The sequence below is a fragment of the Vibrio sp. St2 genome (assembly GCF_947311885.1).
GTDB classification, from domain to species: Bacteria; Pseudomonadota; Gammaproteobacteria; order Enterobacterales; family Vibrionaceae; genus Vibrio; species Vibrio coralliilyticus.
In genome coordinates, this window is the sequence record NZ_CAMZNA010000006.1 from 227,928 (window position 1) to 249,970 (window position 22,043).

A 22,043-nucleotide genomic window follows, 5' to 3' on the forward strand; every position below is an offset into this window, starting at 1 on the left:
ATGTGCACATGATCACGGTATGAAAAGTAATCGTGTTTATAACGCGAGTCTTAGCCAATTTTTCCGGTTTCGATTAACTGTTGCAAGATCGGGCGAACAATCAACTCGACCGCGAAACTCATTTTGCCGCCCGGCACCACGAGCGTGTTGTGGCGAGACATAAACGAACCATCAATCATTGCCAGTAGGTAAGGGAAGTCGACGTTCTTAATTCCGCGCAGGCGAATCACGACAAAGCTTTCATCTAGGCTCGGTATGCCTTTGGCGTTGAGTGGGTTAGATGTGTCGACTGTTGGAACGCGCTGGAAGTTGATATGAGTTCGCGAGAACTGGGGAGTGATATAGTTAAGGTAGTCGTCCATCGAACGGACAATGGAGTCCATCACGGCTTCACGAGAGTGACCACGATCTCGGGTATCTCGGACGAACTTTTGGATCCATTCCAAGTTAACAATGGGTACCATGCCAATCAGAAAATCGACGTGCTGAGCAACGTTCACATCACCATCAACTACACCACCGTGCAAGCCTTCATAAAACAGTACATCAGAGTTTTCTGGCAGTTCTTGCCATGGGGTAAAGGTACCCGGCATCTGATTGTAAGGTACGGCTTCATCAAACGTGTGCAGATAACGGCGTACCTGGCCTGTCCCTTCGTTACCGTATTTGCGGAAAAACTCAGCGAGTGCTGGGAAGTCGTTCGCCTGTGGACCAAAGTAGCTGATGTGACGCCCCTGTTCACGGGCTTTGCGAATTTCGACATCCATCTCTGGGCGAGTAAAACGGTGAAAACTATCGCCTTCTACCCAAGCGGGCTTAACGTTCATCATGTTGAACATTTTGCGGAACGCTTCAGATGTCGTTGTGGTGCCTGCACCAGAAGAACCGGTGACGGCAATGATTGGATGTTTTGCTGACATGACAAACCTTGTCTGTAAATAACTGTCCCTTGTTGCATGTCACTATAACACGCTTTATTGGAAGGGCACGGTATGATGTGTTTTAAATTAAAACTTTTGTTTGAGCTGAATGTCGACGGTCTCGTGAAGCTCAGAAAACACCACAACAGCTTCACCTGATTCGAGCTGGTTTCTGATTTGGTCGACTTTGTCTTGCAGAGAAATTTCCAGTTCGCCGTAGTCTGTGCCTTCGCGCAGGACGAATTCACGAATCAGGTTGTCCAGTGTGTCTGGGTCAATTTGTTGCCATGGAACGATCATAAATACCTCTGTCTTTTATGCTCGAAAAGTTGACGGCTATTATCCAGAAACCGCCAGACTTTGGTAGTAGGCTGGTAACGCTTCTTCTAGCCAGAATCTCGGTTTGAGCGCGCTGCCGGTTAAGAAGCCTACGTGTCCGCCTTGTTCGAACAGTCGATAGTCGATGTTGTCAGGGAGGACATACTTAGGGATCACGGCATCTGTCATGAAAGGGTCGTCTTTGGCATGGATGATTTGCGTCGGTATGCGAATGTCTTTGAGTCGATGAATACCGGAGCACCTCTGATAATAATCTTGTGCGTCTTTAAATCCATGTAAAGGAGCGGTAATCAAGTCATCAAATTCAAACAGTTTGGTGACACGCTTAATGCTTTGGTAAGAGACATCGAGTTCACCTTTGATCAGGTGATGTTTACGCAGAGCATTTTTCTTCAAAGATGAGAGCAGGTACGTTTTGTACACCTTGGAAAAGCCTTTCTCGATGCGCTCTGAACAGGCCGATAGATCGAGCGGTGCCGAGACGATGGTCGCTGCAGAAAGTAGTGGCTCTTGATTGTACTGCGCCAGATAGTTAGCCAGCATGTTGCCACCAAGAGAAATCCCTACTGCGACTTTGGTTTGATGTGGTAGCTGTTGATTTAGCTGCTCAAGGAAGAAACGTGCATCTTCTACTTCACCTGAATGATATGCACGTGCACGATGATTCGGCTTACCGCTGCAGCCGCGAAAATGCATCATCACAGACAGCCAGCCATGTTGAGAGAATGCGTGCATCAGGCCATTGGCATAAGGACTGTAAAAGCAGCCTTCTAGTCCATGAAACAAGACAAAAACAGGTTTTTTCTTAGCCTGCTCAGTTTGCCAGTCTTCACTCCAAGCTAGATCGAGAAAATCACCATCCGGAGTATTCAGGGTCTGCCAAAGCGGTTCAAACAGTGCTTTCTTACGAATGAAACGCGGTGCCAGAGTTTGCAGATGCGGATTGGCTAATCCTTTGGCAGCAATAAATTGAGTCATAAGAACGCCTATCAGTGGGTGAGGTCATCGATGGAATGGGCAAAAACGTCGTGCAAATGTTCTCCGCCAAGCTGACGACAATATCTCAACGTCAGCGGTTCAGCTTGGTTAGTCTGTAGTTCTATACTGTTGATGCAATCGACCAGATCAGACTGTTGTTGCTTTTCAAGTTGTAATTCGAACTGTAAGGATTCTCTGTAGAGGGTATCCGGTACATGGGATTTGAGTTTACGGCGTAGGTCTCGATAGCTGTGTAACAGGGTTTCTGAACGACCTAGACACTCTTCGACTTTGTGCCAGTCTTCATCGAGAAAGGCAGCCTGCTGCTCATCAAGCCATTTGAGTAGCAGCAGCAGGTTTACATTGCCTTTGAACTGGTTTTGCAAATTAAGGCACGCATCTTTGACGTCTTTGACACTGTAATATTGCAGGCTGAACTGCCACAATCGTTCTAGTGTGAGAGGTACTGATACGTGCTTTGAGCTCATTGACCGTTAAACTCCTGTTCCATCTGCTCCAGCTCCTCCTGCAGTGCCATCCATTCCATTTCGACGTCTTCCAGTTCGGCTTTAGCCTGACTCTGAGCAGTTAATACCTGATTAAGTTTAGCTTTATTTTCCGCTTCATACAGTGAGTTATCAGATAATTGCGTTTCTGCTTCCGCTAATTGATGACCTAGGGTCTCCATCTTAGCTTCAAGCTTGGTGAGTGTTTTGCGAACAGGAGCAGTCTGTTTACGGAATTCTGCTTCACGACGCTTCTGCTCTTTCTTGGCGGCAGCACTGTTGGTAGTGCTCTTGTCTGGTTGCACAGATTGTGCTTCGCGGCGTTCAGCTTTCTGCTGCTCTGTCAGCCATTTGTAGTAATCATTGAGATCGCCATCAAACGGTGCGACCTGACGATCATGCACCAAATAGAGGTCATCAGTGGTCGCACGCAGCAAGTAACGGTCGTGCGAGACAATCACCATTGCGCCTTCGAATGTTTGTAGCGCCAGCGTCAGGGCTTGGCGCATGTCCAAGTCCAAGTGGTTGGTCGGTTCATCAAGCAGTAATAAGTTTGGCTTTTGCCAGACGATCAATGCCAACACGAGGCGAGCTTTCTCACCCCCGGAGAAAGGAGCCACTTTTTCCAGCGCTTTGTCACCTTGGAATCCAAAGCTACCCAGATAGTTGCGCAGCTCAAGTTCGTTCTTGTCTGGCGCAATTTGCATCATATGCTGGAGGGGTGTTTCTTCTGGGTGTAAGGTTTCTAGCTGGTGCTGAGCAAAGTAACCAATCTTTACTCCTTGAGAGTAAGTCAGGTCGCCACCTTGCGGGTTCAACTCACGAGAAAGCAGTTTGATCAGAGTTGATTTACCCGCGCCGTTACGTCCGAGTAGGCCTATGCGACTGCCAGGAACCAGATTGAGGCGGATTTTCTCTAAGATCAGGTTGTCACCATAACCCGCTGAGACCTCATCCATCATAATGATAGGGTTGGGCAACGCATCAGGGTCACGGAACTCAAAGCTGAACGGGTTATCAAATTGCGCAGGGAGAACCTTCTCCATTTTCTCCAGTGCCTTTATGCGGCTTTGTGCTTGGCGAGCTTTGGAGGCTTTATAACGGAAACGGTCGATATACTTTTGCATATGCGCCATTTGCTTCTGCTGTTTCTGAAATTGCGCTTGTTGCAGGAGCAGTTTCTGGGCACGTTGGTCTTCAAACGAGGAGTAGTTGCCGGTGTACTCATTCATCTGCTCATTTTCGATATGAATAATGCGGCCAACGATAGGATCGAGGAAGTCTCGGTCGTGCGAAATCAGGACGAGTGTCCCCGGGTAGTTTTGCAGCCAGCGCTCTAACCACATCACGGCATCAAGATCTAAGTGGTTGGTTGGCTCATCGAGCAGCAATAAGTCTGAGCGACATAACAGGGCTTGGGCAAGGTTGAGGCGCATACGCCAACCACCTGAGAACTGAGTCAGATTCCAATTCATCTGTTCTTGGCTAAAGCCTAAACCATCAAGTAATTCAGCTGCGCGAGCGCGAATGCTGTAGCCCCCAATAGTTTCAATCTTGCCGTGTAATTCGGCAACCAGTGTACCGTTATCGGCTTGCTCTGCTTGGAGGAGCTGCGCTTCCAGTGCTCGATATTCACGATCACCATCAATGACGTATTCCAGCGCCGGACGTTCCAGTGCTGGTGTTTCCTGTGCTACCCAGGCCATCTCCCAATGCGAAGGCTTACTGAAGTTACCGGCATCAATCGACAATTCGTCTTTAATTAATGCGAATAGGGTAGATTTACCGCAGCCGTTTTTTCCCACTAAACCGACTTTGTCGCCCGGTTGAATGGTTGCTGAGGTTTGATCCAGTAGTGGCTTACCGCCACGCAACAGCTGGATGTCAGAAAAGGTAATCATAATCTTGCGCTTTATTCTTGCTCGTATCGCGTCGAATAGTAGGGGGAATGAGATAAAATGTCGATCATTGCGTTATGCTTAACAACAACGTATAACAAACCGATAACGATAAAATTGTACCTAACGCCTACTTAGGTATTGAAAACAAAAGGATGGCTGCTTACGGAATGGCTGTAAACGATTTAAATACTGAGTCGCCTGAAAAACCGAAAGTGCTTGTGATTTATGCTCACCCTGAATCGCAAAGCTCTGTCGCGAACCAAGTGATGATTAAGAAGATAACTGCGCTTGATCACGTCACTGTGCATGATCTCTATGCTTATTACCCAGACTTTTTTATTGATGTGGATGCCGAGCAGCAGCGTCTACTTGATCATGATGTGATCGTTTTTCAGCATCCTTTATATATGTATTCTTGCCCAGCGCTGCTTAAAGAGTGGATGGACCGCGTGTTGGGTAAGGGGTTCGCTTATGGGAAGGGCGAAGCATTGAAGGGTAAATATTGGCGCAGTGTGATTACTACGGGCGGTAATGAAGAAGCTTTTGGCAGTGAGGGCTACAACAAGTATCCACTGTCAGAGATTTTACAACCGTTTGAGTTGACTGCAGCCTTGTGTCAGATGACGTGGATTGAGCCGCTGGTACTCTACTGGGCCCGCAATGTTTCTGATATGGATCGTTATCAGCACGCAGAGAAGTATCGCCAGTGGCTGCTCAACCCGACTATGACTTCAACCTCAGGAGAAATTCATGGCACTTGAAAATGATTTTCTTCAGAGCAGCGTGATCTTTCTTACCGCAGCAGTCGTTGCAGTGCCATTAGCCCAACGCTTAGGTCTCGGCTCAGTACTGGGTTATTTGCTGGCAGGCATTATTATCGGCCCATGGGGGCTAGGCCTTATTAGCGATGTTGAAGCGATTCTTCACTTTGCGGAATTTGGTGTCGTTCTACTACTGTTTTTGATCGGTTTAGAACTGAACCCTAAAAAATTATTGCAGATGAAAGGGCCGATTCTTGGGCTCGGCGGTGCGCAAGTTGTGATTACCACCGCGGTATTGGCGAGCGTAACCAATCTAGCAGGAGTCAATTGGCAAACCAGTTTAGTGATTGGTATGGGGCTGGCTCTGTCGTCGACTGCTATTGCTCTGAAAGTGATTGAAGAGCAGGGCTTGGCAGGCAGTGAAGCGGGGCAGTCAGGGTTTGCCGTTCTGCTGTTTCAAGATATTGCGGTCATCCCCATGTTGGCAATTCTCCCCGTTCTGGCAGGAAACACCGCAGGCGACTGGCTCGATGCGATGTGGATGCTCGGCGGTGTCATCGGCCTTCTGGTCGGCGGTCACTTCTTACTTCGCCCCTTATTCCGCTATGTGGTACTGAGTGGAGTTCGTGAACTATTTACCGTTGCAGCACTGCTGTTAGTTATCGGAATTGCACTGCTGATGCAGCAACTCGGCCTGTCTATGGCACTGGGTACTTTCCTTGCTGGTGTCCTTCTTGCAGAGAGTGAGTATCGTCATGAGCTGGAAATTGCCATCGAGCCGTTCAAAGGGCTACTGTTAGGTTTATTCTTTATTGCGGTCGGTATGGCGGTGAACTTAGGCTTGCTAGCACTGGAGCCATGGAATGTATTGATGGCGGTGTTCGGGCTAGTGGCTGTCAAGGCGGTCATTCTATATTTCTTAGCCCGCTTGGCAGGTAGTAAACCCAAAGCTCGTAGTAAGATGGCGGCCATTCTTAGTCAGGGTGGTGAGTTTGCCTTTGTAATTTTTACCGCCGCAAGCGCGGAAGGTTTATTGGCACAGGAACAAACCGCTTTCCTACTGGTTGTGGTGAGTTTATCTATGGTCACCACTCCGCTGTTATTGATGGCGCAAAGTAAGTGGTATGCCCGTGGTTTGAACTTTGATGAATCAGGAGCGTTACGCACTGATGTGGTTAACCGTGAACCAAGAGTGATTATTGCCGGATTTGGTCGTTTTGGTCAGATTGTTGGCCGACTGATGTACGCCAACAAAATTCGCGTGACGGTACTTGAAAGTGACGCCAGTCAAATCCAATTACTTAGGAAGTATGGTTACAAGGTATTTTATGGTGATGCCACGCAGCTAGACTTACTGCGCGCTGCTGGAGCGGATAAAGCGGAAGCTATGGTGATCTGTACCGACTCGCCGGATGAGATCATGAAGATCGTCGATTTGTGTCAGTACCATTTCCCGCATCTTAAATTACTGGCGCGGGCACGAAGTCGGGTTGAAGCCTATCAGCTTCTGAGCCACGGGGTAGATAACTACTCAAGGGAAACTTTCCTTGGGGCGTTGGACCTAGGCCGTCAAGCGTTAACCGAGCTCGGTATGCACCCATATCAGGCCAAGCGAGCCGAAGCGCACTTTAGAAAATTAGATAACGCGATGTTGAAAGAACTATTGCCTCAGCATCACGAAGACAAGCAATTGGCCATGAGAGCCAAAGAAGCCCGAAAAGAACTCGAAGAAATCTTTGGTCGCGAGATGGAAAAAGATCAGCAATCAAAGAACTTCTGGGATTAAATCCAAACCTTCCCAGTGCAGGATGAACATCCCATGCTGGTGAAGGTTTACGTTGTGGAATGAAATAATGAAAAAAAGATTTATCGCTGGAGTGAGCTGCCCGAAGTGTTCTCAGCAAGACACCTTACGCTGGTGGATAGAAAACAATATTGAGTTAGTCGAGTGTGTTGAGTGTGAATATCAGGATCAGCGTAAACCGCAATCTGTGGAGAAAACTGAACACTCGCAACAAGAGATGATCGGTATTTTTAAGCCGGATTGATTGAGTTTCTTTATTTGATCCCCATAATACCCTACATAGAAAATTGTTATTCGGAGCAATTCAATTGCTCCGTTTCTTTATCTCCTTGGAGTCATTATGAAAATTGAAAAGAACGTAGTAGTAAGCCTTGCTTACCAGGTGAAACTGGAAGATGGCGCAGTGGTTGATCAGTCAACAGCAGAAGCACCACTGGATTACCTACACGGCAACAACAACCTGATCACAGGTCTTGAAACTGCACTGGAAGGTAAAGAAGCGGGCGCTCAGTTTTCAGTAACAGTGTCTCCAGAAGAAGCGTACGGCGATCATAACGACGCGCTTGTTCAACGTGTACCAGCGAATGTTTTCCAGGGTGTTGACCAGATTGAAGTGGGCATGCGTTTCCTAGCGGATACAGACCAAGGTCCAATCCCAGTAGAAGTGACAGAAGTTGACGGTGATGAAGTTGTGGTTGACGGCAACCACATGCTTGCAGGCCAAACGCTGACATTTGACGTTGAAGTTGTTGCAACACGTGAAGCGACAGCAGACGAAATCGAACATGGCCATGTTCACCAAGCGGGTGCACACGATCACGAAGGTGGTTGTTGTGGCGGTGACCATGACCACGCTGAAGAGAAGAAAGATGGCTGCTGTGGTGGCGGTAGCTGCGGTTCTCACTAACAGAGAAAAGACCGCCTGAGTACTGTGCTCAGGTGTTGATTTTAAAGCGCAAGCTAAGTGATTAGCTTGCGCTTTTTGTTTATCTAAGGTGTGATGAGAGCAAAGCACACTGCAAAGGAGTAGGACGTGAGCAAACCATTTTCAATCGCGATTCATGGCGGCGCGGGGACAATTTTACGTGAACAGATGAGTGACGAGTTAAAGGCGGACATTCTCAACGATTTAGAAAAGTCCGTTCGTGCTGGTCATGAGGTTCTTGCTCGTGGCGGTGATGCTTTGGATGCCGTCGTTGCCGCAGTGAAGGTGCTGGAGGATTCGGTCAACTTTAACGCTGGTCGAGGCTCAGTGTTAACGCACAAGGAAATTGTTGAGATGGACGCCTCTGTCATGCACGGTAAAGACGCAAATGCAGGCGCAGTGGCAGGCGTGCGCCACATTCGTAACCCGATTGAGCTGGCACGTGATGTGATGACAGACAGTAACCATGTGCTATTGATCGGAGAAGGGGCCGAAGAGTTTGCCTTTGAGCAGGGCCATCAATACACCGAACAAGATTACTTCTTCACTGACCGACGCTATGACCAACTGCTGTCGATGAAAGAGAAAGGCTTATTTGCCTTATCCGAGTCGAAATACCCGGATGACAAGAAATACGGCACAGTCGGCGCTGTTGCTCTAGACAAGCAAGGCAATTTAGCGGCAGCCACTAGTACTGGCGGTGTGACCAACAAAAAGTACGGTCGAGTGGGGGATTCTTCCATCATTGGCGCGGGTACGTTTGCCGAAAATGGTAACGTGGCGGTATCGACCACCGGAATGGGGGAATACTTTATTCGCAAGACTGTCGCGAGTGATGTGGCAGCACGGATTCGTTATCTCAAGGAAGATGTGCATACGGCCTGCGAGACTGTGATTCAAGGCGAGTTGAAAGCTATGGGAGGCGAAGGTGGCCTGATCGCCATTGATGGTGATGGACATGTTCACTTTGCGATGAACAGCAGCGGTATGTACCGAGCGAGCATGGATACGGATGGCAGCTTGCTAGTGAAGATTTATGCGGATGAGTAGGGTCAAAACGACCCCTAATAGTAGCACTAACAAAGGGTTAGTGCTTCATTACACTTCTATGATTAAAAAATGACTGCAAGAAGTGTGATTCAGTGCTAGAATCCATTTTTAACTAGCAATCAGACTTGGAAAGATGGGAAATAACGTAGTCGTTCTGGGCACCCAATGGGGTGACGAAGGTAAAGGTAAAATCGTAGACCTTTTAACTGAAGATGCAAAATACGTGGTTCGCTACCAAGGCGGTCACAACGCAGGTCACACTCTAGTCATTGACGGTGAAAAAACCGTTCTTCACTTAATTCCATCAGGTATTCTTCGCGATAACGTAAAATGTGTTATCGGTAATGGCGTAGTACTATCGCCTGAAGCTCTCCTTAAAGAAATGAAGCCTCTTGAAGAGCGCGGTATTCCAGTACGCGAGCGTCTTTTCGTTTCTGAAGCTTGTCCTCTAATTCTTCCGTACCACATCGCTATCGACAACGCGCGTGAAATCGCTCGTGGCGCGAAAGCTATCGGTACAACGGGTCGTGGTATCGGTCCAGCTTACGAAGATAAAGTGGCTCGTCGCGGTCTACGCGTTGGTGATCTTTTCGATAAAGAAATGTTCGCTGAGAAACTAAAAGAAGTGATGGAATTCCATAACTTCCAGCTAGAGCACTTCTACAAAGCAGAAACAGTAAGCTACGAAGAAGTACTTGAGCAGTGTATGGGTTACGCAGACCTTCTTACTTCAATGGTAATGGACGTAACTGACGAACTAGATGCAGCACGTAAGCGCGGCGACAAGATCATGTTCGAAGGTGCTCAAGGTACACTACTTGATATTGACCACGGTACTTACCCATACGTAACGTCTTCTAACACGACGGCTGGTGGTGTTGCTGCAGGTTCTGGTTTTGGCCCTCGTCACATTGGCTACATCCTTGGTATCACTAAAGCGTACTGTACTCGTGTTGGTTCAGGTCCTTTCCCAACAGAGCTTTACGATGGTCAAGACAAGCAAGATCCTGTTGGTAAACACCTAGGTGATGTTGGCCACGAGTTTGGCGCAACAACTGGTCGTCTACGTCGTACTGGTTGGTTTGATGCAGTGGCAATGCGCCGTGCAATCCAAATCAACTCACTAACAGGCATGTGTCTGACTAAACTTGACGTTCTTGATGGTCTGAAAGAGATCAAGATCTGTACTGGTTACAAGATGAAAGATGGCGCTATCCTAGAAGTTTCTCCAATGGCAGCTGAGTCATTCGAAGAAGCAACGCCAATCTACGAAACAATGCCAGGTTGGTCTGAGACAACATTTGGTGCTAAGTCTATCGACGCGCTTCCACAAGCAGCTCTAGACTACATCAAGCGTATCGAAGAGCTAACGGGTGTTCCTGTGGATATTATCTCTACTGGTCCAGACCGTAACGAAACAATCATCAAGGTTCACCCTTACGAAGCTTAATTCTGATTGTTATCAATGATTGTAAAAACCAGCGCATCAGCGCTGGTTTTTTTATGCTCAATTTTCATGCATTATCTATACTGACAGTGGCAAGTTTTTGCCAGTCGTCGGCAATTTTGATTAAAGAGTTAGCAGCCATTGCCGATACAGGTATCAAGATTGCCGTTTATGCGGTTAATCCTAAAGATACAGGTTGCTAAGAACCCAGCTTGTATAACCTGTCTTGGTGAGTAGACAGGTGGAGACATTATCGAAGTCAAAGAGTGCAGACAATGAAGCTAAGAAAGTTAGCTGCTTCGATGGTATTTTTGTTTGGGGCTTCTGTGGCTAATGCCAATGAGCTTGCTGAGATCGGTGAGCCTATTCCCATATATACCGAAGCTGAACTGATAAAACTGATCAACGAAAACAAACATTTAGAACAAGTTAAAGCAGACAGTTGCCAATTAGTTGAAGATATCGTCGCTCGAGCGACCCGGATCAGCCTGCCATCCTACGAGTTTTTGTATGGTGACATGCTGGCGTGGGGGGTCTGTGTCGAGCAGGATGTCGAACTGGGCTTGTACTATATGGAAAATGCGGCGCACCAGGGGTTACCTGCTGCGTTGGAGCAGCTTGGTCGCTATTACTCGCGCGGAACTTTAGTTCAGCAGGACAAAGAGCGTGCGATCCCTTACCTACGCGAAGCGGCTGCAATGGGCAACCTGAATGCTCGCATTCATTTGGCAGAACTGCTACTACGTGATTATGGCAGTCCGTTGGATTATGAAGATGCGTATCGCTGGCTGTATAACTCCGTGACGGCGGATCAGCGCACGCACAAACGAATTTCAATTCTGCGGCAAGGCTTAGAGCGGAGAATGCCACAGAATATTATCGCCAGAGCCAAAAAACGCGATACTTTCTGGTAAAGCGATAATCTGACTGCACTCAGGTTATACAACAACGCCCAGCATATGCTGGGCGTTGTTATTTTTAGAGCAGGTGATTATTGAACCACTTCACCTGATTCAATCACGGTTTCACGTACGACTTTGGTAAACTCCAGCGCTTCTTTGCGAATCGCGTCTTCATCGACTGTGAGCATGTCGCGGTCTTTCATCAGGATTTTCCCGTCAACGATGGTGTGACGAACGTTGCCTGAGTTCGCTGAATAAACCAAGGCAGAGTATGGGTTGTAGACTGGAACCATATTCGGTGCTTTGGTATCGACAACGATGATATCTGCCAGCTTGCCCGCTTCTAGAGAACCAATCTTATCTTCCATATGCAGTGCTTTTGCGGCGCCCATGGTCGCCATATCGATAACTTTAATCGGTGGCATTGCTGCACGGTCTTTGTTGACCAACTTGTGAACCTTAGCAACTTGGTTGAACTCATCAATCGTGCTTAGAGTGTTGCCTGACATTGGGCCGTCAGTACCTAGACCGATACGAACATTTTCATCGTACATCTTAAGCGCTGGTGATACGCCTTTTGCTGACTTGATGTTGGCACTCATGTTATGGGCAACGCCCATATCCGATTGCTTAACCAGTTCAATGTCTTTGTCATCGACCAGAATCATATGTGCGCCAACCAAGTTCTTGTTGAGAGCACCAATGCTATCCATATACTCAACGGGAGACATGCCTTCAGCTCGCTCTGCAATTTTTTGTTCTTCACGATGCGATTCTGCAAGGTGAATCATGACCGGCACATCCTTTTCCAATGACAGCTTGGCAATCTTCTGCAGAGTTTCAGTCGTATTGGTGTAAGGGGCATGCGGTGCGAAAGCGGGTGTAATACGTGGGTGGTCTTTGTATTCTTCAATAAAGTTGAGTGCGTATTGAATCCCTTCTTCTGCATTAGCCGCATCAGCAACCGGGAATTTAATCACTGTTTCACCAAGAATGGCTCGCATACCGATTTTATCGACAGTCTTAGCCACTTCATCCTCAAAATAGTACATGTCGGCATAAGTTGTTACGCCTCCTTTGACCATTTCGACGTTACCGAGGTTGGCACCAATGCGTACCATATCGCGAGAGACAAGCTTAGCCTCCAGCGGGAAGATATAACGGTGCAGGCGATCAGGTACATCATCCGCGAGTGAGCGGAACACCGTCATCGAAACATGGGTATGGGTGTTGATTAACCCCGGCATCACAATGTCGCCATCCACATCAAGCGTTTTCTCTGCTTGGTACTGCTTTTCAAGCGACTGGTCACCAACGGCTAGGATCTGGTTACCTTTGATGACAACCGTGCCTTTCTCGAACACTTGTTTATCCTGGTTCATAGTCAGAACCATGGCATCTGTGATCATTAAATCGGCTTTTTCAGCCGCAGAAACAGAAAAAGAACATAACCCCGCGATTGTGGCAGCGAGTAAAGAACGTTTAATACTCATAACGAAACCTAAATATGGACAGTAAAATTTGACTGAATAATAAAGTTAAACTTTACCATTGCAATCGTTTGCTTTGTCATTTTCACTAATGTGTGATCTTTAACGTACGTTGTAAGAGATTGTGACCATAGATGGTAAGTTATGAAAATAGAGCTAGAATTTGGCTTTTTAATCTAACTCTCCTGTAGCTTAGTAAGTGAGTCGGATATACTAGCTTTAATTACCTTCCTTGTTTAATTAGGCGCGCCTATGTCAGAAAGCACCCCAAACGATCCATTTGCAGCTCGCGAATCAGAGAACTACGAAAACCCTGTTCCAAGTCGAGAGTTCATTCTTGAATTTCTTGAACAAGCTGGTGTTCCTTTGAATCGCAATGATCTGTTTGAAGCTCTACATCTAGAAGGTGAAGAGCAGTATGAAGGTTTACGCCGCAGATTAAGAGCGATGGAGCGTGACGGTCAATTGGTGTTCACACGTCGTCAGTGTTATGCCTTGCCAGAAAAACTCGAAATGGTGAAAGGTTACGTTATCGGACACAAAGATGGTCATGGCTGGGTGCGACCTGAAGGGAGTGTGGGCAAAGATAACGATGTGGTACTGCCTCACCATCAGATGAAAAGTGTTCTGCATGGCGACTATGTTTTAGTCCAGCCTACACAGAACTCGAAGCGAGGAAGAAAAGAAGGTCGTTTAGTGCGGGTACTCGAGGAGCGTCAGACACAAATCGTGGGTCGCTTCTTTATGGAGTATGGCTATTCCTACGTTGTGCCAGATGATTCTCGTATCAGCCAAGATATTCTCATCCCCAATGAGCTGCGTGCAGGTGCTCGAATGGGCAATGTCGTCGTGATTGAAATCACCGAGCGCGGTTCTCGTTCGCGTGGCATGATGGGCAAAGTGATCGAAGTTCTGGGCGAGAATATGGCGCCGGGAATGGAAACACAGATCGCGATTCGCACTCACCAAATTCCTCACGAGTGGCCTGAAGAAGTGGATAAGCAAATCGAAGGGCTCGGTGAAGAAGTGCCAGAAGAGGCCAAGCAAGGTCGTGTCGATTTGCGTGAACTTCCGCTTGTCACTATTGATGGTGAAGATGCGCGTGACTTTGATGATGCGGTTTATTGTGAAGCGAAGAAAAGCGGCGGCTGGCGCCTTTGGGTTGCGATTGCCGATGTGAGTTACTACGTCCGCCCAGATTCTGCGTTGGATAAGGAAGCTATCAATCGCGGTAACTCGGTGTATTTCCCATCACAAGTGGTGCCAATGTTACCGGAAGTGCTGTCTAACGGCTTGTGTTCTCTAAACCCACAAGTTGACCGCCTGTGTATGGTATGTGAAATGACCATTTCTGAGTCAGGTAAGCTCTCCGGATACAAGCATTACGAAGCAGTGATGAACTCGCATGCGCGTCTGACCTACAACAAAGTGCACCATATTCTTGAAGGTGACGAAGAACTGCGTCAGCGATACCAACCTTTGGTTCCTCATCTTGAAGAACTGCACAAGATGTACAAAGTGCTTAAGCATGCGCGGGACAACCGTGGCGCCATTGAGTTTGAAACTGTTGAAACCAAATTCATCTTCAATGCAGAGCGTAAGATCGACAGTATTGAACCAGTGATTCGCAATGACGCTCATAAGATCATTGAAGAGTGTATGATTCTGGCTAACATCGCGTCAGCGTCTTTGGTTGAAAAAGCCAAAGAGCCGGCACTATATCGAATTCACGAATCTCCAGGCGAACAGCGCTTGACAGGGTTCCGTGATTTTCTCAGTGAGCTTGGGTTAGACCTGAAAGGAGGCTTGGAGCCATCACCAACAGATTACGCCGATTTAGTTAGACAGATTGGCCAACGCCAAGATAAAGAATTGATCCAGACTATGCTGCTTCGCTCAATGAAGCAGGCGGTGTACAACGCCGATAACTGTGGTCACTTCGGTCTAGCATTGAAACGCTATGCGCACTTTACTTCACCTATTCGTCGCTACCCGGACCTTTTGCTTCATCGTGCGATCAAATATTTAATCGCAAAAGAGAATGGTACGCTGAAAGACCGTTGGACACCTACGGGCGGCTTCCACTATTCCTTTGATGATATGGATTTCTACGGTGAACAGTGTTCGATGACGGAACGTCGTGCCGACGATGCGACGCGGGAAGTGTCTGATTGGCTCAAATGTGAGTACATGCAAGATCACGTTGGTGAAGAGCTGGAAGGTGTGATTGCTAATGTGACTGGCTTTGGCTTCTTTGTCCGACTAACAGAACTGCATATTGATGGGCTGGTACATATTTCTACACTGGCAAACGACTACTACCAGTTCGACCCGATTGGACAGCGGTTGATCGGTGAAAGCTTCGGTGCTATCTATCGTCTAGGTGATGCAGTGAAAGTGAAAGTACTGTCTGTAAATCTAGATGATCGACAAATTGACTTTGAATTAGTCGAAACTAGTCGTAAGCTACGCGGCAAAGGAAAAACAGCCAAAAAACGCGCAGCCGAGGCACAGAAAAAAGCTAAGGCGAAAAAAAACGCGGCAGCGAATGGTCGACGTTCAGTAGACAAAGCTAAGCCTATGGTCGAACCAACTAAACGCCCGGATGGCAGCCAGGAAGAAGGTAAAGGCAGTAAAGCCTCGAAGAAACCTTCAGATAAAGCGCGTAAGAAAAAACCACGCAATAAAGTGAAGAAAGCTCGTGGTAAAAAACAGTAATCGGATAAATTAATGAGTAATGAATTTATTTACGGCATTCACGCAGTAAAAGCGGTACTGGCAAAAGAGCCTGAGCGCTTTGTTGAAGCCTTTGTATTAAAGGGTCGTCAAGATGACCGTTTAATGCCAATCCTAAATGAACTCCAGATGTGTGGCGTGTCGATTCAGCAAATGACACGTAAGACTCTGGATGATAAAGCTCGTGGCGCTAACCACCAAGGTATTATGGCCAAGGTGAAGCCTGCCAAGCAGCTGAATGAAAATGACCTCGATGACATCATTGCCCAACATTCCGCACCATTATTGCTGGTATTGGATGGAGTCACCGATCCGCATAACTTAGGTGCGTGTCTACGTAATGCCGATGCCGCGGGTGTGGCTGCGGTGATTGTTCCTAAGGATAAATCTGCGAACATTACGGCTACGGTAAGCAAAGTCGCATGTGGCGCAGCAGAAACGGTGCCTTTGGTTCGTGTAACCAACCTTGCTCGCACTATGCGTGCGTTGCAAGAGCAGGGGATCTGGTTTGTCGGGACGGCCGGGGAAGCTACACATGACATCTACCAAGCTAAGTTAACTGGGCCTCTTGCAATCGTCATGGGAGCTGAAGGTGATGGCATGCGTCGCCTGACACGTGAAACTTGTGATGATCTAATTAAGATCCCAATGGCAGGTAGTGTTTCGAGCTTGAATGTGTCCGTCGCATCAGGTGTGTGTCTGTTTGAGGCCGTTCGCCAGAGACTGGCTTAGTTAGTCATTTGGTTTGATTGACATGAAGCGCAGGCTGTTTGTTCAGCCTGCGCTTTTTAATTTGGCAGAAAGCCACAGCATGACAAATGAGTAAGCTTGAGCTCTCTTCGTTTATTTTTCACACAGCCCTTGCATGTCAAACTGTGATCTGTATAATGCAGCGCACTGGTTAAGCCAGTTGTGAACCAATGAGCGAAGAGGAGCTGATTTATCTCTTTGATATTTCAGGTAATGTAGACTCAGCTTATGTTCGCGGTTAATACAATTAGCTACTTATTCTTCGGAATAACTATCCCCAGACGTGATTCTGGTATGTAGGGGTAGTTAATCGAAAATTAACTGACAATACTTCCTAATCTTGGAAGTTACGGTTTCACATAAATCAATCGGCATTCTCTCGCTTTTGCGAGTGTGAGTGGCGATATTGTTTGTGTAATTTTTAATATTGGAGCTCTGTCTCATGCAGAACCAACGTATCCGTATCCGCCTAAAAGCTTTCGATTACAAACTAATCGATGCTTCTACAGCGGAAATCGTTGAAACAGCTAAGCGCACTGGCGCACAGGTTCGTGGTCCAATCCCACTACCTACTCGTAAAGAGCGTTTCACAGTTCTTATCTCTCCACACGTTAACAAAGATGCTCGTGATCAGTACGAAATCCGTACTCACAAACGTCTAATCGACATCGTTGAGCCAACAGACAAAACTGTTGATGCTCTGATGCGTCTAGACCTTGCTGCGGGCGTTGACGTACAAATTAGCCTAGGTTAAGGGAGATTAGAAGAATGATTGGTCTAATCGGTCGTAAAGTGGGTATGACCCGCGTATTTACTGAAGAAGGCGTTTCTATCCCAGTAACAGTTGTTGAGGTTGAAGCTAACCGTGTTTCTCAAGTTCGTACACTTGAAACTGACGGCTACGCAGCAATCCAGGTAACTACTGGTGCTAAGAAAGCTAACCGTGTTTCTAAGCCAGAAGCTGGCCACTTTGCGAAAGCAGGTGTTGAAGCTGGTCGCGGTCTTTGGGAATTCCGTTTGGAAAACGGTGAAGAGTTTGAAGTTGGTGCTGAACTAACTGTTGAACTGTTCAACGAAACTAAGAAAGTAGACGTTACTGGTACATCTAAAGGTAAAGGTTTCCAAGGCGCTGTTAAGCGTTGGAACTTCTCTACTCAAGATATGACTCACGGTAACTCATTGTCTCACCGTGCTCCTGGTTCTATCGGTCAATGTCAGACTCCAGGTCGCGTATTTAAAGGCAAGAAAATGGCAGGTCACATGGGTGCTGAGCGTGTAACGACTCAAAACCTAGAGATCGTACGTGTTGACGCTGAGCGCAACCTGCTTCTTATTAAAGGTGCAGTCCCTGGCGCAACTGGCGGTAACGTGATCGTTAAACCAGCTGTTAAAGCATAACGTCTCAGGAGTAAGTAATGGAACTAATGGTTAAAGGTGCTGATGCACTAACTGTTTCCGAAACTACTTTCGGACGTGAGTTTAACGAAGCTCTTGTACACCAAGTAGTTGTTGCGTATGCAGCAGGTGCTCGTCAAGGTACTCGTGCTCAAAAAACACGTTCAGAAGTTGCTGGCGGTGGCGCTAAGCCATGGCGTCAAAAAGGTACTGGCCGTGCACGTGCTGGTACAATCCGTAGCCCAATCTGGCGTACAGGTGGTGTTACTTTTGCTGCGAAACCACAAGATCACAGCCAAAAAGTAAACAAAAAAATGTACCGTGGTGCTATGAAGAGCATTCTTTCTGAGCTTGTTCGTCAAGAGCGTCTAATCGTTGTTGATAACTTCTCAGTAGAAGCACCAAAGACTAAAGAGCTTGTAGCTAAGCTTAAAGAGCTTGAGCTAACTGACGCGCTTATCGTGACTAGCGAAGTAGATGAGAATCTATTCCTAGCTGCTCGTAACCTATACAAAGTTGACGCACGTGACGTTGCTGGTATCGACCCAGTATCGCTAATCGCGTTCGACAAGGTTGTAATTACTGCTGAAGCAGTTAAGCAAGTTGAGGAGATGCTAGCATGATCACTGAAGAGCGTATCCTAAAAGTTCTACGTGCTCCGCACATCTCTGAAAAAGCAACTATGGCAGCTGAGAAAGCGAACACTATCGTTTTCAAAGTAGCTAAAGATGCTACTAAAAAAGAGATCAAAGCAGCTGTAGAAAAGCTATTTGAAGTTGAAGTTAAGTCTGTAAATACTCTTATCACTAAGGGTAAGACCAAACGTCAAGGTCTACGCCAAGGTCGCCGCAGCGACGTTAAGAAAGCGTACGTTACTTTGAAAGAAGGTCAAGATCTTGACTTCGTTGGCGGCGCGGAATAACAGGAGTAGTTGAGAAATGGCTATTGTTAAATGTAAGCCGACTTCCCCTGGTCGTCGTCACGTTGTTAAAGTTGTTAACGCTGACCTACACAAGGGCAAGCCATACGCACCTCTTCTAGAGAAAAACTCTAAGAACGGTGGTCGTAACAACAACGGTCGTATTACAGTACGTCACATCGGCGGTGGTCACAAGCACCACTACCGTGTAATTGACTTTAAGCGTACTAAAGACGGTATCCCAGCGAAAGTTGAGCGTCTAGAATACGATCCAAACCGTAGCGCTAACATCGCTCTAGTTCTGTACGCAGACGGTGAGCGTCGTTACATCCTAGCACCTAAAGGTGTTCAAGCTGGTGATGCTATCCAGTCTGGTGCAGACGCACCAATCAAAGCTGGTAACGCACTTCCAATGCGTAACATCCCAGTAGGTTCAACTGTACACAACGTTGAACTTAAGCCTGGTAAAGGTGGTCAGCTAGCTCGTTCGGCTGGTGCATATGCTCAAATCGTTGCTCGCGACGGTGCATACGTAACTATCCGTCTACGTTCTGGCGAAATGCGCAAAGTACTTTCTGAAGGCCGTGCAACAATCGGTGAAGTTGGTAACTCTGAGCACATGCTACGTGAACTTGGTAAAGCTGGTGCTAGCCGCTGGCGTGGTGTTCGTCCAACCGTTCGTGGTGTTGTGATGAACCCAGTAGACCACCCACACGGTGGTGGTGAAGGCCGTACTTCTGGTGGTCGTCACCCAGTTTCACCATGGGGTCAGCCAACTAAAGGCTTCAAGACTCGTAAGAACAAACGCACCGACAAGTACATCGTACGTCGTCGTAACAAGTAATCTATATAAAGAGGAATCGCCATGCCACGTTCTCTCAAGAAAGGTCCATTTATTGACCTACACTTGCTGAAGAAGGTAGAGAAAGCGGTGGAAAGCGGAGACAAAAAGCCTATTAAGACTTGGTCCCGTCGTTCAATGATCATCCCTACGATGATCGGTTTGACCATCGCTGTCCATAATGGTCGTCAGCACGTACCAGTTTTCGTTACCGAAGAAATGATCGGTCACAAACTGGGTGAATTTGCACCAACTCGTACTTACCGCGGCCACGTCGTGGATAAGAAAGCTAAGAAGCGTTAAGGAGTAGATGATGGAAGCACTAGCTAAACATAACTTTGCTCGCATTTCGCCTCAGAAAGCTCGCTTAGTTGCGGATCAAATCCGTGGTAAATCAGTTGACCAAGCTCTAGAAATCCTAACTTTCAGCAACAAAAAAGCTGCTGACCTAGTTAAGAAAGTTCTTGAGTCAGCTATCGCGAACGCGGAGCACAACGAAGGTGCAGATATTGACGATCTAAGTGTCGCAAAGATCTTCGTAGATGAAGGCCCTATCATGAAGCGTATTATGCCTCGTGCTAAAGGTCGTGCGGATCGTATCTTGAAGCGTTCAAGCCACATCACTGTTGTTGTAGCAGATCGCTAAGAGACTAGGAGAGTAAGCAATGGGTCAGAAAGTACATCCAAATGGTATTCGTCTTGGCATCGTTAAGCCTTGGAATGCTACATGGTTTGCTAACACCAAAGATTTCGCTGACAACCTAGACGGCGACTTCAAGGTACGTCAGTTCCTTACAAGTGAACTGAAAAAAGCGTCTCTATCACGCATCGTTATCGAGCGTCCTGCTAAGAGCATCCGTGTGACTATTCACACTGCTCGTCCAGGCGTTGTTATCGGTAAGAAAGGTGAAGACGTTGAGAAGCTACGCGCAGCAGTAGCTAAAATTGCAGGTGTACCAGCGCAAATTAACATCGCTGAAGTACGTAAGCCTGAACTAGATGCGCAACTTGTTGGTGACAGCATCGCGTCTCAGCTAGAGCGTCGTGTGATGTTCCGTCGTGCTATGAAGCGCGCGGTACAAAACGCTATGCGTCTAGGTGCTAAAGGTATCAAAGTAGAAGTAAGTGGTCGTCTAGGCGGCGCTGAAATCGCACGTTCAGAGTGGTACCGTGAAGGTCGTGTACCTCTACACACTCTACGTGCTGACATTGATTACGCAACTTCTTCGGCTCACACTCAATACGGTGTAATCGGCATTAAAGTTTGGATCTTCAAAGGTGAGATCCTAGGCGGCATGCCAGCAGCTAACGCTGTAGAGCCTAAAGGCGACAAGCCTAAGAAGCAGCGCAAAGGCCGTAAGTAAGGAGTCGACAGATGCTACAACCTAAACGTACTAAGTTCCGTAAGGTTCAGACTGGTCGTAACCGTGGTCTAGCTAAAGGTACTGATGTAAGCTTCGGCGAATTCGGTCTTAAAGCAACTGGCCGTGGTCGTCTAACTGCTCGTCAAATCGAAGCGGCACGTCGTGCAATGACACGTCACGTTAAGCGTCAAGGTAAAATCTGGATCCGTGTGTTCCCAGACAAACCTATCACAGAAAAACCACTTGAAGTTCGTCAAGGTAAGGGTAAAGGTAACGTTGAGTACTGGGTAGCCCAAATCCAACCTGGTAAGGTTATGTACGAAATGGGTGGTGTACCTGAAGAATTGGCTCGTGAAGCGTTCCGTCTAGCGGCGCGTAAACTGCCATTCAAAACTACGTTTGTAACTAAGCAGGTGATGTGATGAAAGCACAAGATCTACGCGAAAAAAGCGTTGAAGAGCTTAACGCTGAGCTATTGAATTTGCTACGCGAACAGTTCAACTTGCGCATGCAAGCTGCAACTGGTCAGCTACAGCAAACTCATACTCTGAAAGCTGTACGTCGTGATATCGCACGTGTGAAAACCGTATTGACTGAGAAGGCAGGCGCATAATGAGCGACAAAATTCGTACTTCATTTGGTCGTGTAGTTAGCAACAAGGCTGACAAGTCTATCACTGTTGCTATCGAGCGCATGGTTAAACACCCAATTTACGGCAAGTTCGTAAAGCGCACGACTAAAGTTCACGCACATGACGAGAACAACGAGTGTGGCCTAGGCGATACTGTTGAGATTCGTGAATGTCGTCCACTGTCTAAGACTAAGTCTTGGACACTGGTAAAAGTTGTAGAAAAAGCAAAAGGCTAATCCTTAGCTAATTCTATGATGTTAAACGGCTCCAAAATTATTTTGGGGCCGTTTATTTTTTGACTACCCAATCACAAAAAAGGGTGGTACAATTCGCGTCCCTTTTAAAGAGGCAGCCCGACCCGTGATGGGTCTAGTTATTAATATT

General features: G+C 47.2%; 27 protein-coding genes. 21 read left to right on the plus strand and 6 right to left on the minus strand.

Going from position 1 to position 22,043, the window contains the following annotated elements; translation table 11 throughout:
• Window positions 1-50 precede the first annotated feature (50 nt).
• The 5 genes from QMA41_RS17890 to QMA41_RS17910 all read right to left on the minus strand — a co-directional run bounded on the left by QMA41_RS17890 (window position 51) and on the right by QMA41_RS17910 (window position 4,644).
• Entirely contained in the window at window positions 51-920 is an 870-nt protein-coding gene (locus tag QMA41_RS17890; protein ID WP_019276788.1) for a phosphoribulokinase, read from the minus strand.
• 87 nt (window positions 921-1,007) lie between these two features.
• On the minus strand, window positions 1,008-1,220 hold the full coding sequence (locus tag QMA41_RS17895; protein WP_038513784.1) for a YheU family protein: 213 nt from the start codon (window positions 1,218-1,220) through the stop codon (window positions 1,008-1,010).
• Window positions 1,221-1,259: 39 nt separating this feature from the next.
• Window positions 1,260-2,237, minus strand: coding sequence for a hydrolase (locus QMA41_RS17900; RefSeq protein WP_281630339.1), 978 nt, complete (start codon window positions 2,235-2,237; stop codon window positions 1,260-1,262).
• A gap of 11 nt (window positions 2,238-2,248) precedes the next feature.
• On the minus strand, window positions 2,249-2,725 hold the full coding sequence (locus QMA41_RS17905) for a TIGR02444 family protein (RefSeq protein WP_281630340.1): 477 nt from the start codon (window positions 2,723-2,725) through the stop codon (window positions 2,249-2,251).
• Window positions 2,722-4,644: an ABC transporter ATP-binding protein gene (locus QMA41_RS17910; RefSeq protein ID WP_021455206.1), complete on the minus strand. Its 1,923-nt coding sequence runs from the start codon at window positions 4,642-4,644 to the stop codon at window positions 2,722-2,724. The genes QMA41_RS17905 and QMA41_RS17910 overlap by 4 nt, the downstream gene beginning before the upstream one ends.
• A gap of 167 nt (window positions 4,645-4,811) precedes the next feature.
• Between QMA41_RS17910 and kefG the strand changes: the two genes are divergently transcribed.
• The 8 genes from kefG (at window position 4,812) to QMA41_RS17950 (ending at window position 11,545) form a co-directional block, all read left to right on the plus strand.
• On the plus strand, window positions 4,812-5,405 hold the full coding sequence (gene kefG, locus QMA41_RS17915) for a glutathione-regulated potassium-efflux system ancillary protein KefG (protein ID WP_281630341.1): 594 nt from the start codon (window positions 4,812-4,814) through the stop codon (window positions 5,403-5,405).
• The gene (kefB, locus tag QMA41_RS17920; RefSeq protein ID WP_019276782.1) at window positions 5,395-7,191 is read left to right on the plus strand and encodes a glutathione-regulated potassium-efflux system protein KefB; all 1,797 of its coding nucleotides are present in this window, start codon (window positions 5,395-5,397) and stop codon (window positions 7,189-7,191) included. Before kefG ends, kefB begins: the two co-directional genes overlap by 11 nt.
• A 67-nt stretch (window positions 7,192-7,258) precedes the next feature.
• Entirely contained in the window at window positions 7,259-7,453 is a 195-nt protein-coding gene (locus tag QMA41_RS17925) for a YheV family putative zinc ribbon protein (protein WP_281630342.1), read from the plus strand.
• A 96-nt stretch (window positions 7,454-7,549) separates the two neighbouring features.
• Window positions 7,550-8,116 carry a peptidylprolyl isomerase gene (gene slyD / locus QMA41_RS17930; RefSeq protein ID WP_006963227.1) on the plus strand — a complete coding sequence of 189 codons (567 nt, stop codon included), beginning with the start codon at window positions 7,550-7,552 and terminating at the stop codon, window positions 8,114-8,116.
• 126 nt (window positions 8,117-8,242) lie between these two features.
• Window positions 8,243-9,184: an isoaspartyl peptidase/L-asparaginase gene (locus QMA41_RS17935; protein ID WP_281630343.1), complete on the plus strand. Its 942-nt coding sequence runs from the start codon at window positions 8,243-8,245 to the stop codon at window positions 9,182-9,184.
• 133 nt (window positions 9,185-9,317) lie between these two features.
• Window positions 9,318-10,634 carry an adenylosuccinate synthase gene (locus tag QMA41_RS17940; RefSeq protein WP_006963225.1) on the plus strand — a complete coding sequence of 439 codons (1,317 nt, stop codon included), beginning with the start codon at window positions 9,318-9,320 and terminating at the stop codon, window positions 10,632-10,634.
• A gap of 53 nt (window positions 10,635-10,687) precedes the next feature.
• Entirely contained in the window at window positions 10,688-10,834 is a 147-nt protein-coding gene (locus QMA41_RS17945; protein ID WP_172854627.1) for a hypothetical protein, read from the plus strand.
• 72 nt (window positions 10,835-10,906) lie between these two features.
• Window positions 10,907-11,545 carry a tetratricopeptide repeat protein gene (locus tag QMA41_RS17950; protein WP_006963223.1) on the plus strand — a complete coding sequence of 213 codons (639 nt, stop codon included), beginning with the start codon at window positions 10,907-10,909 and terminating at the stop codon, window positions 11,543-11,545.
• Between the two features lie 77 nt (window positions 11,546-11,622).
• On the opposite strand, the gene QMA41_RS17955 is transcribed toward QMA41_RS17950, so the two are convergent.
• Window positions 11,623-13,026 (minus strand): amidohydrolase, encoded by a 1,404-nt coding sequence (locus QMA41_RS17955; RefSeq protein WP_281630344.1) that lies wholly within the window; start codon window positions 13,024-13,026, stop codon window positions 11,623-11,625.
• A 249-nt stretch (window positions 13,027-13,275) separates the two neighbouring features.
• On the opposite strand from QMA41_RS17955, the gene rnr reads away from it, so the two are divergent.
• The 13 genes from rnr to rpsQ all read left to right on the plus strand — a co-directional run bounded on the left by rnr (window position 13,276) and on the right by rpsQ (window position 21,895).
• Window positions 13,276-15,741 carry a ribonuclease R gene (gene rnr / locus QMA41_RS17960; RefSeq protein ID WP_006963221.1) on the plus strand — a complete coding sequence of 822 codons (2,466 nt, stop codon included), beginning with the start codon at window positions 13,276-13,278 and terminating at the stop codon, window positions 15,739-15,741.
• A gap of 12 nt (window positions 15,742-15,753) precedes the next feature.
• On the plus strand, window positions 15,754-16,491 hold the full coding sequence (gene rlmB / locus QMA41_RS17965) for a 23S rRNA (guanosine(2251)-2'-O)-methyltransferase RlmB (protein ID WP_281630345.1): 738 nt from the start codon (window positions 15,754-15,756) through the stop codon (window positions 16,489-16,491).
• 460 nt (window positions 16,492-16,951) lie between these two features.
• Window positions 16,952-17,263, plus strand: coding sequence for a 30S ribosomal protein S10 (gene rpsJ, locus QMA41_RS17970; protein WP_001181007.1), 312 nt, complete (start codon window positions 16,952-16,954; stop codon window positions 17,261-17,263).
• 14 nt (window positions 17,264-17,277) lie between these two features.
• On the plus strand, window positions 17,278-17,907 hold the full coding sequence (rplC, locus tag QMA41_RS17975) for a 50S ribosomal protein L3 (RefSeq protein WP_006963219.1): 630 nt from the start codon (window positions 17,278-17,280) through the stop codon (window positions 17,905-17,907).
• A gap of 17 nt (window positions 17,908-17,924) precedes the next feature.
• The gene (gene rplD / locus QMA41_RS17980) at window positions 17,925-18,527 is read left to right on the plus strand and encodes a 50S ribosomal protein L4 (RefSeq protein ID WP_006963218.1); all 603 of its coding nucleotides are present in this window, start codon (window positions 17,925-17,927) and stop codon (window positions 18,525-18,527) included.
• Complete coding sequence (gene rplW / locus QMA41_RS17985; RefSeq protein WP_004398471.1) at window positions 18,524-18,826, plus strand: 50S ribosomal protein L23; 303 nt, start codon at window positions 18,524-18,526, stop codon at window positions 18,824-18,826. Before rplD ends, rplW begins: the two co-directional genes overlap by 4 nt.
• A gap of 16 nt (window positions 18,827-18,842) precedes the next feature.
• Entirely contained in the window at window positions 18,843-19,667 is an 825-nt protein-coding gene (gene rplB / locus QMA41_RS17990; protein WP_006963217.1) for a 50S ribosomal protein L2, read from the plus strand.
• Between the two features lie 21 nt (window positions 19,668-19,688).
• Window positions 19,689-19,967, plus strand: coding sequence for a 30S ribosomal protein S19 (rpsS, locus tag QMA41_RS17995; protein WP_004745876.1), 279 nt, complete (start codon window positions 19,689-19,691; stop codon window positions 19,965-19,967).
• A 10-nt stretch (window positions 19,968-19,977) separates the two neighbouring features.
• A complete protein-coding gene (rplV, locus tag QMA41_RS18000) occupies window positions 19,978-20,310 on the plus strand; it encodes a 50S ribosomal protein L22 (protein WP_006963216.1) in 333 nt (110 codons plus the stop codon).
• A gap of 19 nt (window positions 20,311-20,329) precedes the next feature.
• On the plus strand, window positions 20,330-21,028 hold the full coding sequence (gene rpsC / locus QMA41_RS18005) for a 30S ribosomal protein S3 (protein ID WP_005471060.1): 699 nt from the start codon (window positions 20,330-20,332) through the stop codon (window positions 21,026-21,028).
• An 11-nt stretch (window positions 21,029-21,039) separates the two neighbouring features.
• Window positions 21,040-21,450 carry a 50S ribosomal protein L16 gene (rplP, locus tag QMA41_RS18010; RefSeq protein WP_004410459.1) on the plus strand — a complete coding sequence of 137 codons (411 nt, stop codon included), beginning with the start codon at window positions 21,040-21,042 and terminating at the stop codon, window positions 21,448-21,450.
• On the plus strand, window positions 21,450-21,641 hold the full coding sequence (rpmC, locus tag QMA41_RS18015; RefSeq protein ID WP_004410456.1) for a 50S ribosomal protein L29: 192 nt from the start codon (window positions 21,450-21,452) through the stop codon (window positions 21,639-21,641). The genes rplP and rpmC overlap by 1 nt, the downstream gene beginning before the upstream one ends.
• Window positions 21,641-21,895, plus strand: a complete 255-nt coding sequence (rpsQ, locus tag QMA41_RS18020) for a 30S ribosomal protein S17 (protein ID WP_006963213.1) — start codon at window positions 21,641-21,643, stop codon at window positions 21,893-21,895. The genes rpmC and rpsQ overlap by 1 nt, the downstream gene beginning before the upstream one ends.
• Window positions 21,896-22,043 lie beyond the last annotated feature (148 nt).